The organism is Pantoea sp. SS70 (assembly GCF_029866845.1).
Lineage (GTDB): Bacteria > Pseudomonadota > Gammaproteobacteria > Enterobacterales > Enterobacteriaceae > Pantoea > Pantoea leporis.
In genome coordinates, this window is record NZ_CP117199.1 from 2,247,661 (window position 1) to 2,260,458 (window position 12,798).

Annotated in this window: 9 protein-coding genes; 1 reads left to right on the top strand and 8 read right to left on the bottom strand. The window is 51.0% G+C overall.

Annotation, left to right across the window (positions count from 1 at the left end; genetic code table 11):
- Positions 1-13: 13 nt before the first annotated feature.
- The 7 genes from oppF to PO881_RS10465 all read right to left on the bottom strand — a co-directional run bounded on the left by oppF (position 14) and on the right by PO881_RS10465 (position 8,626).
- Positions 14-1,018 (bottom strand): murein tripeptide/oligopeptide ABC transporter ATP binding protein OppF, encoded by a 1,005-nt coding sequence (gene oppF, locus PO881_RS10435; RefSeq protein ID WP_101764250.1) that lies wholly within the window; start codon positions 1,016-1,018, stop codon positions 14-16.
- The gene (locus PO881_RS10440) at positions 1,015-2,034 is read right to left on the bottom strand and encodes an ABC transporter ATP-binding protein (RefSeq protein WP_222210340.1); all 1,020 of its coding nucleotides are present in this window, start codon (positions 2,032-2,034) and stop codon (positions 1,015-1,017) included. Before PO881_RS10440 ends, oppF begins: the two co-directional genes overlap by 4 nt.
- 11 nt (positions 2,035-2,045) lie before the next feature.
- Positions 2,046-2,954 carry an oligopeptide ABC transporter permease OppC gene (gene oppC, locus PO881_RS10445; RefSeq protein WP_280171745.1) on the bottom strand — a complete coding sequence of 303 codons (909 nt, stop codon included), beginning with the start codon at positions 2,952-2,954 and terminating at the stop codon, positions 2,046-2,048.
- A 15-nt stretch (positions 2,955-2,969) separates the two neighbouring features.
- Positions 2,970-3,890 (bottom strand): oligopeptide ABC transporter permease OppB, encoded by a 921-nt coding sequence (gene oppB / locus PO881_RS10450; RefSeq protein WP_007892378.1) that lies wholly within the window; start codon positions 3,888-3,890, stop codon positions 2,970-2,972.
- Positions 3,891-3,970: 80 nt separating this feature from the next.
- Positions 3,971-5,611: an oligopeptide ABC transporter substrate-binding protein OppA gene (gene oppA, locus PO881_RS10455; protein ID WP_110866261.1), complete on the bottom strand. Its 1,641-nt coding sequence runs from the start codon at positions 5,609-5,611 to the stop codon at positions 3,971-3,973.
- Positions 5,612-5,770: 159 nt separating this feature from the next.
- Positions 5,771-7,405 carry an ABC transporter substrate-binding protein gene (locus PO881_RS10460; protein ID WP_192411712.1) on the bottom strand — a complete coding sequence of 545 codons (1,635 nt, stop codon included), beginning with the start codon at positions 7,403-7,405 and terminating at the stop codon, positions 5,771-5,773.
- A 573-nt stretch (positions 7,406-7,978) separates the two neighbouring features.
- Positions 7,979-8,626: a YchE family NAAT transporter gene (locus tag PO881_RS10465; protein WP_008106584.1), complete on the bottom strand. Its 648-nt coding sequence runs from the start codon at positions 8,624-8,626 to the stop codon at positions 7,979-7,981.
- A 446-nt stretch (positions 8,627-9,072) separates the two neighbouring features.
- Here PO881_RS10465 and adhE point away from each other — a divergent pair, with 446 nt between their 5' ends.
- A complete protein-coding gene (gene adhE / locus PO881_RS10470; RefSeq protein ID WP_101764245.1) occupies positions 9,073-11,748 on the top strand; it encodes a bifunctional acetaldehyde-CoA/alcohol dehydrogenase in 2,676 nt (891 codons plus the stop codon).
- 55 nt (positions 11,749-11,803) lie between these two features.
- On the opposite strand, the gene tdk is transcribed toward adhE, so the two are convergent.
- A complete protein-coding gene (gene tdk, locus PO881_RS10475) occupies positions 11,804-12,424 on the bottom strand; it encodes a thymidine kinase (protein ID WP_101764244.1) in 621 nt (206 codons plus the stop codon).
- Between the last annotated feature and the right edge of the window lie 374 nt (positions 12,425-12,798).

A 12,798-nucleotide genomic window follows, 5' to 3' on the forward strand; every position in this document is an offset into this window, starting at 1 on the left:
CCGGCGTTTTCATTTACAGCGGATCGACTTTTAAACAAGAGACCGCATGACGGAAGCTGCCTTCCAGCAGCGGCCGGGTTTTCGCGCACTCTGGTCCGGCAATCGGGCAACGGGTGCGGAACACGCATCCCGATGGCGGATTGATCGGCGATGGCAGCTCTCCTTCCAGCAGCTGGATTTGCTTGTTCTTCTCCAGGTCCGGATCGGGAATCGGCACCGCTGACATCAGCGCGCGGGTGTACGGATGCTGCGGATTGTTATACACCGCATCGTAAGTACCCAGCTCAACCGCATGCCCGAGATACATCACCAGCACGCGATCCGAGATGTGTTTTACCACCGCCAAATCGTGTGCGATAAAGATCAGTGACAGCCCCATTTCTCGCTGCAATTGCTGCAACAGGTTAACGACCTGCGCCTGAATCGACACGTCCAGCGCCGATACCGGCTCATCGCAGATGATCAGCTTCGGCTCGAGAATCAGCGCCCGCGCGATGCCAATACGCTGACACTGGCCGCCCGAGAACTCGTGCGGATAGCGGTTGATGAGGTTAGGTAACAACCCAACCTTCATCATCATGGTTTTCACCTTATCCTTCACTTGCTGGCCCGGCATCTTCGGGTAATAGGTGCGCAGCGGTTCCGCAATGATATCGCCAATGGTCATACGCGGATTGAGCGATGCCAGCGGATCCTGGAAAATCATCTGGATATCGCTGCGCGCCTGACGCCATTGCTCCTGGCTTTGCCCGAGCAGATCGCGTCCTAACCAGGCAACGCGCCCTTCTGTGGCTTTTACCAGGCCAATGATGGCGCGGGCCAGCGTTGATTTACCGCAGCCTGATTCGCCTACTACGCCCAACGTTTCACCTTCGTACAAACGCAGGCTGACGCCGTCGACTGCTTTTAGGGTATGCGGTGGCTGCCAGAACCACTGTTTGCCATCCTTAATCTCAAAGTGCACCTTAAGGTCGGCGATCTCCAGCAGGACTTTTTTCTCTTCGACTACGGTGCTCATACTAACTCCTCCACCGGCTTGAAGCAGGCACGTAAGCGACCTTCAGCGAAAGGCTCCAGCGGCGGTGCCTTGGCACAAATGTCCATGGCGTAGGCGCAGCGAGGCTGGAACGGACAGCCTTGCGGCAGGCGCAGCAGGTTTGGCGGGTTGCCTGGAATGGTGGTCAGCGACTCGCCCTCCTCAGCATCCAGACGCGGCACCGCACTCAGCAAGCCAATCGAGTATGGATGGGCAGGATGATAGAACACATCACGTGCACGGCCATATTCCATGGTACGACCGGCGTACATCACCAGCACTTTGTCACAGATACCCGCTACCACGCCGAGATCGTGGGTAATCATCACAATCGCAGTATTGAATTCGCGCTTCAGCTCATTCAGCAGCGTCATGATCTGCGCCTGTACGGTCACGTCGAGCGCCGTAGTCGGCTCATCGGCAATCAGCAGCTTCGGCCGACACAGCAGCGCCATCGCAATCATCACACGCTGACGCATACCGCCCGAGAACTCATGCGGAAACATCTTCATACGCTTACGCGCTTCCGGCATTTTCACCGCATCCAGCATGCGCACCGACTCTTCGAACGCCTGAGCGCTGTTCATGCCTTTATGCAGCTTCAGCACTTCCATTAACTGCTCGCCGACGCGCATGTAAGGGTTAAGCGACGTCATTGGATCCTGGAAGATCATCGCAATCTGCTCTGCGCGCAGTTTGTTGAGCTTGCTTTCCGGCAGATTGAGGATCTCTGCGCCGTTAAATTTCGCTGAACCGCCAATGCGCCCATTTTTTGCCAGCAGCCCCATCAAGGCAAACGCGGTTTGCGATTTCCCCGAGCCGGATTCGCCAACAATGCCCAGAGTTTCACCCGCATGTAGTGAAAAGTTGAGGTCGTTCACAGCGGTGACATCGCCATCGTGGGTGCTAAAGGTGACGCGCAGGTCTTTTACATCAAGCAGCAGGTTATTGTTTCCCGCACGTGCAGCCATGGCTGGCTGAAATTCATGAATGGTCATCGGGAAACTCCTTAACGATCTTTCGGGTCGAGGGCATCACGCAAGCCATCGCCGATAAAGTTAAAACAGAACAGCGTGACCACGAGGAAACCTGCCGGGAACATCAGTAACCACGGCGACACTTCCATCGAGTTGGCGCCATCGCTCAGCAATGCGCCCCAACTGCTCAGCGGTTCCTGAGTGCCGAGGCCAAGGAAGCTGAGGAAAGATTCGAACAGGATCATGCTCGGCACCAGCAGCGAGGCATACACCACCACTACGCCTAATACGTTCGGCACAATGTGACGCAGCACGATTTTGAAGGTGCTCACACCGCCGACCTGCGCCGCTTCGATGAACTCTTTGCGCTTCAGGCCCAGCGTCTGCCCACGTACGATACGCGCCATATCCAGCCACGACACCAGGCCGATCGCCACAAAGATCAGCAGAATGTTGCGACCAAAGAAGGTTACCAGCAGGATAACGAAGAACATGAACGGGAAGGAGTTGAGGATCTCCAGAATACGCATCATCACCGAGTCGATTTTACCGCCCAGATAACCCGCTAGTGAGCCATACAGCGTGCCCACCAGCACCGCGATCAGCGCGGAGGCGATACCCACCATCAGCGAGATACGGCCACCAATCGCAACGCGCACAAGCAAATCGCGACCCGATGAATCGGTGCCAAACCAGTGGCCGGAGACGGTATCCGGCGCGGCAGACATCATCGCCCAGTCGGTATCGTCATATTTGAACTGCGACAACATCGGGGCGAACACCACGAACAAAGTGATCACCAGCAGCACCAGCAGGCTGACGAAGGCTGCGCGGTTGTGAATAAAGCGGCGACGCGCATCCTGCCAGAGGCTGCGCCCTTCGACTTCCAGTTTTTCACTGAAGGCATCCAGAGCTTCGCTGTTTTTCTTACTTAACATCATGGGCGAGCTCCACAATCAGTAACGGATTTTCGGATCGATCACGGCGTACAGCACATCAACGATCGCGTTAAATAGAATGGTCAGCACGCCAACCAGAATGGTCAGACTCATCACCAGCGAGTAGTCACGATTCAATGCCCCGTTAACGAACAGCTGGCCAATGCCCGGCAAACCATAGATGGATTCAATCACCATGGAACCGGTGATGATGCCGACAAACGCCGGTCCCATATAGGAAAGCACCGGCAACATGGCAGGCTTTAGCGCGTGACGCAGCACGATACGACGCAATGGCAATCCTTTAGCGCGCGCGGTACGGATGAAGTTTGAATGCATCACTTCAATCATCGAACCACGGGTAATACGCGCGATGCTGGCGATGTAGGCCAGCGACAGCGCCACCATCGGCAGCAACATGTAATTCCATTGGCCGCCGTTCCAGCCGCCGCCTGGTAGCCAGCGTAAGGTAATCGCAAACACCAGCACCAGTAACGGTGCCACGACAAAGCTGGGGATCACCACGCCGGTCATCGCGACCCCCATCACGGCATAATCCCACAAACTGTTCTGCTTCAGGGCGGCGATCACGCCAGCCGTTACGCCCAGCACCACGGCGAGGAAGAAGGCAGCCAGACCAAGTTTGGCTGACACCGGGAAGGCGTGGCCGACCAGATAATTGACCGAGTAATCTTTGTATTTAAACGAAGGGCCAAAGTCGCCATGTGCCAACTGCACCAGGTAGCTCAGGTACTGTTTGCCAATTGGATCGTTGAGATGGTACTTAGCTTCGATATTCGCCATCACTTCCGGCGAGAGGACACGTTCGCCGGTAAATGGACTGCCGGGTGCCAGTCGCATCATAAAGAAAGAGATGGTGATGAGGATAAACAGCGTCGGGATGGCTTCAAGGAGCCGACGCAGGATGAATTTTAACATTGCCGTACCTACCAGGCTGTTGCTTCACAAAGTAAAAAGGCGGTGCCGCAGCACCGCCACTGTCGATAGCCTGAGTGCTATTAATGTTTAATGATATACAGGTTTTTATCGACGGTTTTATCCAGCGGATCGTTGCCGGTGTAACCGCCCACGTAAGGTTTCACCAAACGCGCATTGACGTAGTAGTAAACCGGTACAATGGTGCTGTCTTTATCCAGAATCTGCTCAGCTTTCTGATAATCCGCTACGCGCGCTTTATCGTCTGTGGCTTTAACCGCATCGTGAATAACTTTATCGAAGTCAGCGCTTTTGTAGTGCGAGGTGTTACTGCTGCTGTCAGACAGCATGATGTTCAGGAATGAAGTCGGTTCGTTGTAATCCGCACACCATGCCGCACGAGAAACATCAAAGTTGCCCTGATGACGCGTGTCGAGGAAAGTTTTCCACTCCTGGTTTTCCAGCTTGATGTTGACGCCGATGTTTTTCTTCCAGATAGATGAGGCGGCGATCGCCAGTTTTTTGTGCAGATCGGAGGTGTTGTACAGCAGGTTGAAGGTCAGCGGTTTATCCGCGGTGTAACCCGCTTCAGCCAGCAGTTTTTTCGCTTCTTCGTTACGCTTGTTCTGATCCCACTTGAACCAATCCGGCGGCAGCAGTTCCATGCCATCGGTGGCTGGCGGGGTGAAGCTGTAAGCCGGTTGCTGACCTTGTGCCAGAACCTTGTTCACCATGATGTCGCGATCCAGACCGAGTTTCAGTGCGGTACGCACGCGTGGATCGGTGAATGGCGCTTTCTGGTTATTGATTTCGTAGTAATAGGTGCACAGGTATGGCTTGACCATCAACTCTTTGCCGTTGTCCCGCTGCAGTTTTTTGAACAGCTCGATAGGCATGTTGTTGTAAGTGATATCGCTGCCGTTCTCAGAGAAGTAACGGTTAACGTCGCTGACTTCGGAGTTAATTGGCAGGAAGGTGACTTTGTTCAGCACGGTGTGCTCGTTATCCCAATACTGCGGGTTACGCACCAGCGTTACGCGTTCGTTGATCACGTGCGATTCAAGTTTAAAGGCGCCGTTACCGACCCAGTTTTGCGGCTGGGTCCACTGATCGCCAAATTTGTCGATCGCCGGCTTATACACCGGAGACATCACGGAGTTGATCAGCAGCTTATAGAAGTAGGGTACGGGCTCGCTCAGGGTCACTTCCAGTGTGTGATCGTCGATGGCTTTTACACCCAGCTCGGAAGTTGGCTTTTTACCGGCGATGATGTCGTCAACATTGACGATGTGGCCGTATTGCGGATAGCTGGCGTAAGGCGATGCGGTTTTCGGATCGACCAGGCGCTGCCAGCTATATACGAAATCTTGTGCGGTGACCGGCTCACCGTTGGACCATTTTGCGTTCTTGCGCAGGTGGAAAGTCCAGACTTTGAAATCTTTGTTTTCCCAGCTTTCCGCCACGCCCGGTACCGGTTTGCCATCACTGTCGCTGGTGATTAAACCTTCATACAGGTCACGCGCGATGTTGTCTTCGGGTACACCTTCAATCTTGTGGGGATCCAGCGACTGTACTTCATCGCCGTTACCGCGAACCAGTTCCTGTTTTGCTGCCAATTCAACGCCTGCTGGCACTGTTGCTGCCAGCGCGGCATTCCCTGCCAGCGCGCCGATTGCGGCTAATACGCCTGCGGCAATCAGGCTTTTTTTTGTGATGTTGTTCATTATTACGCTCCAGTTTTATTATCTTTACCGGGTCGATTTAACGCCCGGCGTACCCCGTTTCCAGGTGATTTTTGCGTGTCTGAACGAAGACCCTAATCACCCTTCAGGGTTTACCACGGTAAAGTGCCGCCCGACTGTAGCGCCGGATCGGCCCATTACTCAATGTTTCTTTATGTAATAGTATTTCAACGCCAGCATGTCCTGCGGATCTTTGCCGGTAAAACCACCCACCCAGGGTTTTACCAACCGCACGCTAACGCGGTAATAGACCGGTACGATTGGCGAGTCTTTATCGAGTTGCGCTTCCGCCTGCTGATAAAGCGAGGCGCGCTTTGCTTCGTCTGCGCTGGTTAATGTTTGCTTCATCAACTGGTCAAACGCCGGGCTGTGGTAAAACGCGGTGTTATTGGACGAACCGCTCAACAGCATATTCAGGAAGGTAGAAGGTTCATTGTAATCCGCGCACCATGTGGCGCGCACCACGTCATACTGCGCCTGATGGCGCGTCTCCAGCAGCGTTTTCCACTCCTGGTTCTGCAATGTCACCACCGCCCCCAAATTTTTTTGCCACATCGAGGCCGCAGCAATCGCCTGTCGCTTGTTTTGTTCGGAGGTGTTGTACAGCAGCGTAAAACGCAGCGGGTTTTGCTGATTAAAGCCGGCATCGGCTAATAACTGTTTGGCGCTGGCATTACGCTCGGACTGCGTTTGTTGCGCCCAGGCCGGTGGGGAAAGCGTGATACCGTGGGTAAACGGCGGCGTCAATCCGTAGGCAGGAATCTGGCCCTGGCCCATGATCTTCTGCGCAATGATGTCGCGATCGAGGGTTAACTTTAGCGCGGCGCGTACGCGCGCGTCATCGAATGGCGCTTTTTTGTTATTAATTTCGTAATAGAAGGTGCACAGCAGTGGGCTAATTTTGACCTCATCGCCGAGATCCTGCTGTAACTTTTTGAACATTTCCGGCGGCACCACGCTGTTGGTCATATCGGTGCCACCGCTGCGATAGCGGTTGATATCGCTGTTCTCTGAGGAGAGCGGTAAAAATACGCCCTCTTCTATCACCGTGTGGGTATTATCCCAATACTGTGGATTGCGTTTCACCACGATTTTTTCATTTACCAACCACTCCGCGAGTGTAAAAGCGCCATTGCCAACATAGTGTTGCGGCTGTGTCCACTGCTCGCCCCACTGCTCTATCGCCGGACGATAGACCGGTTTCATCGCGCTGTGAGCCAGCATGGCAACAAAGTAGGGAACGGGTTCAGAAAGGGTGACTTGCAGATGACGATCGTCGAGGGCTTTAATGCCGAGTTCAGACGGTGCGGCTTTGCCAGACAGAATGGCGTCAACGTTCGCCACATGCGCAGCCTGTAAGTAGCTGGCGTAAGGCGAAGCAGTTTTAGGATCGGCCAGGCGCTGCCAGCTGTAGACGAAATCCTGAGCAGTAACAGCCTGGCCGTTACTCCAGCGCGCATCGTCACGCAGCGTGAAAATCCAGATGCGCCCTTCTTCGCTTTGCCATTGCTTAGCGACACCGGGGACGAGTTGACCGTTATTATCGGTTTCAACCAAGCCTTCCAGTAAATTACGCATGACATTGGATTCCGGCACGCCTTCTGCTTTCTGCGGATCAAGCGTTGCCACCTCACTGCCATTATTAATCACGATACGCTGTAATTCAGATAATTGCGTGCCCGCGGGAATTTGGGCTGCCTGGCTTGCTGCCAGTGCGCCTGTAAGGCAGAGGGCAAGCACTGAACGTACTGCCGTTTTCGCTACCATGCATTTCATCAACAAATATCAACCTTAATCATAAGCCTGATAGCCTGTAAGCAAGAAGCGTACACATTTGTCACTATCATATAAAAAATTTGTGATGTGCCGAAAATTATCAGAACAGATGCCCGCACGCCAAAGCTAAACTGCAAAAATGTTAGCAGATTCTCTTTTATCACGTTCGGGTGAGTAGGAAAAGTGTTAATTCTTTTATTGAATTATCGATTAACCAAATGATTTTAAAGTTATTTGTAGGATAACTGCATGTAATTTACTCGTTATTGTTCTTTCAATATGATTTTTACGAATTCGACTATAAAATTAGCCATTATCCGCATAAAGAGTCATCGATTAACTTATCAACTTTTCTCAAATGCTAATTTCAAAGATATGTGCAGAACAATTATCTGTGACGATTATCACAGTTTAGTGTGAGGTTTTACTCGGATGGGATGAGGATAGTAGTAAAAGTGATGCTGGACGTTTGCAGTTAAGGCTAATGAATAAATTAACCAAAATGGTGCAATAAAATGAAGATATGCACCATTTTGGATCGTGAAATCTCTTAAAAGAAAAAAATAACTTCGTTTAATTCAGCAAACCAGGAAAAATAGATTTCATACCTGTAACAATAAACTCAATGCCCAACGCCATTAACAACAAGCCCATAATACGGGTAATCACGTTAATCCCGGTTTGTCCAAGCACCCGCACCATCAACGGTGCTGCGCGGAACAGCAGCCAACAGCAAAAGGCGAAAATGGCAATCGCGATACTAAAACCAATTAAGTTCTGCCAGCTGTGATAACGCGTACTCCAGACAATGGTTGAACTAATTGCACCGGGACCAGCCATTAACGGTAACGCTAGCGGTACCACGCCAATGCTTTCGCGAATAGCGCTCTCTGACTTCTCCTGCTTGTTCTGCTTATCCTCACCCAGTTTTCCGCTGATCATCGACATCGCGATAGTGACCACCAGAATACCGCCAGCAATACGGAATGAATCTATCGAAATGCCAAACAGATGCAGGATGCCATCGCCAAGAAACAGTGACGTCCAGAGGATGATGGCCACAGCCAGGTTGGCGGTAAGATTGGTTTTATTTCGTTCAACCACCGCCTGATAGCTGGTCATGCTGATAAAGACCGGGATGATACCTACCGGATTTACCAGGGCAAACAAACCGACAAAAAACTTAATGTAGCCGGAAAGATCGAGTAGCACGGGATTCAAAGTGGGCTCCGGTAAAGTCTGAGTAGAAAAGCGCGCTTAATGTAGTGCATAAGCCGGGCGAAAAACCAGAGGTGGCGGCAGAAATTTATGCTATCCGTCTGGCTTTGAGCCAGTTTATTTAGCTGCTGTTAACCGTTGGTTATTGCGATGCAGCCGATGCGTGCAGAATATATGGCACATCGCGCTAACTTTACTTGCGAAAGTTAGTGCTGAAAGGTGTCAGCTTAGATCCGGATTGATCTGCATCAAAATTTACCTACCTCATCAGGGGTAATCTTACCCCGTCGAAACAACTTCCTGACGCTTAAGTATCTTGACCAGGAAACCCTTTTAGTAAGCAACGGCAAAACAGACGCCAACCTGCCCAATATATAAGCATAGCGTGACTATACTTCTGGATTCAGGCTTGTTTACTAAAAGAGTTTAACTTCCTTCAGGAGAGCACTATGGCCGTTACTAATGTTGCCGAACTTAATGCACTGGTTGAACGTGTAAAAAAGGCACAGCGTGAGTACGCTAATTTTAGTCAGGAACAAGTTGATGCAATCTTCCGCGCTGCCGCCCTCGCCGCTGCAGACGCACGCATTCCACTGGCCAAGCTGGCCGTTGCCGAATCAGGTATGGGTATTGTTGAAGATAAAGTCATCAAGAACCACTTTGCTTCTGAATACATCTATAACGCCTATAAAGATGAAAAAACCTGCGGTATTCTCGCCACTGATGACACCTTCGGCACGATTACTATTGCTGAACCGATTGGCCTGATCTGCGGCATCGTTCCTACCACAAACCCAACTTCTACGGCGATTTTCAAAGCACTGATCAGCCTGAAAACCCGTAACGGCATTATCTTCTCTCCGCATCCACGTGCGAAAGATGCCACTAACAAAGCCGCCGACATTGTGCTGCAGGCAGCGATTGCGGCGGGCGCACCAAAAGATATCATCGGCTGGATCGACACCCCATCTGTCGAACTTTCTAATCAGTTAATGCATCACCCTGATATCAACCTGATCCTTGCAACCGGCGGTCCGGGCATGGTGAAAGCCGCTTACAGTTCCGGTAAGCCCGCAATTGGTGTTGGTGCCGGTAACACGCCAGTGGTAATTGATGAAACAGCGGATATCAAACGCGCAGTCGCATCCATCCTGATGTCGAAGACCTTCGATAACGGTGTGATTTGTGCGTCTGAGCAATCCGTAATTGTGGTTGATTCGGCTTATGATGCGGTACGTGAGCGTTTTGCCAGCCACGGCGGCTATCTGCTGCAAGGTAAAGAGCTTAAAGCGATTCAGGATATCATTCTGAAGAATGGCGCGTTGAATGCGGCGATTGTCGGCCAGCCGGCGACGAAGATTGCCGAATTGGCGGGAATTAGCGTGCCGGCAACCACCAAGATTCTGATTGGTGAAGTGAAACTGGTTGATGAATCAGAGCCTTTCGCGCATGAAAAACTCTCTCCAACCTTAGCGATGTACCGGGCGAAGGATTACCACGACGCGGTCGATAAAGCTGAAAAACTGGTAACCATGGGCGGTATTGGCCACACCTCATGTCTGTATACCGATCAGGATAATCAGATCGAGCGTGTGCATTACTTCGGCGACAAAATGAAGACCGCGCGTATTCTGATTAACACGCCGGCGTCACAAGGTGGGATCGGTGACCTGTACAACTTCAAATTGGCTCCATCACTGACGTTGGGCTGTGGTTCATGGGGCGGTAACTCCATTTCTGAGAACGTGGGACCAAAACATCTCATCAACAAGAAAACCGTGGCCAAGCGAGCTGAGAATATGTTGTGGCATAAACTTCCGAAGTCTATTTACTTCCGTCGCGGCTCACTGCCGATTGCTCTGGAAGAAGTGGCAACTGATGGTGCCAAACGCGCCTTTATCGTTACCGACCGCTTCCTGTTCAATAATGGCTATGCCGATCAGGTGACTCGCGTACTGAAATCTCACGGTATTGAAACCGAAGTCTTCTTCGAAGTAGAAGCTGACCCAACGCTGAGCATCGTCCGTAAAGGTGCAGAGCAGATGAACAGCTTTAAACCTGATGTGATTATCGCACTCGGCGGTGGTTCACCGATGGATGCAGCAAAAATCATGTGGGTGATGTACGAACATCCTGAGACGCATTTCGAAGAGCTGGCACTGCGCTTTATGGACATCCGTAAACGCATCTATAAGTTCCCGAAAATGGGTGTTAAAGCGCGTATGGTGGCCATCACTACCACTTCCGGTACGGGTTCTGAAGTAACGCCGTTTGCCGTGGTAACGGACGATGCGACCGGCCAGAAATATCCATTAGCGGATTATGCGCTGACGCCAGATATGGCTATAGTTGATGCCAACCTGGTGATGGATATGCCGCGTTCACTTTGCGCCTTCGGTGGCCTCGATGCGGTAACGCACTCACTTGAAGCATACGTCTCCGTATTAGCGAATGAGTATTCTGATGGTCAGGCCTTGCAAGCACTGAAACTGTTGAAAGAGAATCTGCCAGCCAGTTATCGCGATGGCGCAAAAAATCCGGTAGCACGTGAACGCGTTCACAATGCGGCAACTATCGCGGGGATTGCGTTCGCAAACGCCTTCCTGGGTGTGTGTCACTCAATGGCGCATAAACTGGGCTCTGAGTTCCACATTCCACACGGTCTGGCAAACGCCCTGCTGATTTCAAACGTCATTCGCTATAACGCCAATGACAACCCGACTAAGCAAACGGCTTTCAGCCAGTACGACCGCCCACAAGCACGTCGTCGTTATGCTGAGATTGCTGACCATCTGGGACTCTCCGCCGCTGGCGACCGCACCGCGCAGAAAATTGAAAAACTGCTCGCCTGGCTTGAAGAGATGAAAACGCAGTTGGGCATCCCAACCTCAATCCGCGAAGCGGGCGTGCAGGAAGCTGATTTCCTCGCGAAAGTGGACAAACTGGCTGAGGATGCATTCGATGACCAATGTACCGGTGCGAACCCACGCTATCCGCTGATTGCTGAGTTAAAACAAATCATGCTGGATACCTTCTACGGTCGTGAATTCTCTGAGTCATTGAGTGAGAATGCTCAAGAAGTTAAAGCCGAAGTGAAAATTGACAAGAAAACCAAAAAAGCCTAAACCGCTTTAAACAAAAAACCCGCTACGGCGGGTTTTTTTATGGCTTGCTGATGAGTTAAACCTGCGGCGATTGTGAGCCATATATCGCCTGAAGTGAACCCTCATCGATTGCCTGCTTATAGTGTTTACGGCAGACCGATATATAACGCTCATTGCCACCAATCACCACCTGCTCGCCTTCGCTGAAAGGTTTACCCTTTGCATCAAGACGAAGCACCATGCTGGCTTTTCTGCCACAGTGGCAGATGGTTTTAAGCTCAACCAGCTTATCCGCCCATGCCAGTAAATATTGGCTGCCAACAAACAGCTCTCCACGGAAATCTGTGCGCAGGCCATAGCAAAGCACCGGAATATCCAGATTGTCGACAACATCAGATAATGCTTTGACCTGTTCGCGCGTAAGGAACTGGCTTTCATCGACCAACACGCAATGCACGGGTTGCTTCGCATGTTCTGCAGCTATTTCCTCATCGAGCTTTGTCTCATCGTTATATAAAAATGCAGGAGACGAAAGCCCGATACGTGAACTGACTTTGCCTGCACCAAAGCGGTTGTCGATCTCGGCGGTATAAACCAACGATCGCATACCACGTTCATGATAATTATAAGAAGACTGTAGCAAAGCCGTTGATTTACCCGCATTCATCGCAGAGTAATAAAAATAAAGTTGAGCCATTAGAAAATCTCATCGCAGCCTATATCTGTTGCGGCGCAGTTTACCATAAACCTGTATAGCTGTAGCGATGCATTATTTTTATCATCTGCTCAAAATAACATCACCATTAAGATGGATATCACAGTCACTATAGAAAGAAAGCACGTTTTGACAAAATAGCGATTACGCCGATATTTTATTCATTTAAATTAAAGCCGAAGCGTCAGGATTAGCGTTCAGCCTGGTCAGCAAGTTAGAAAAGATTACCAAATAAGTAAATATATTCTGAAGAGCGTTATCAATCTGCCCTTCTTTTTTATTTTTACGTTTTGCTTTTAAATCTGGCTATTGCAGTTATTTTTTTGCACCATTATTATGAGTCGGCAGAACAACTC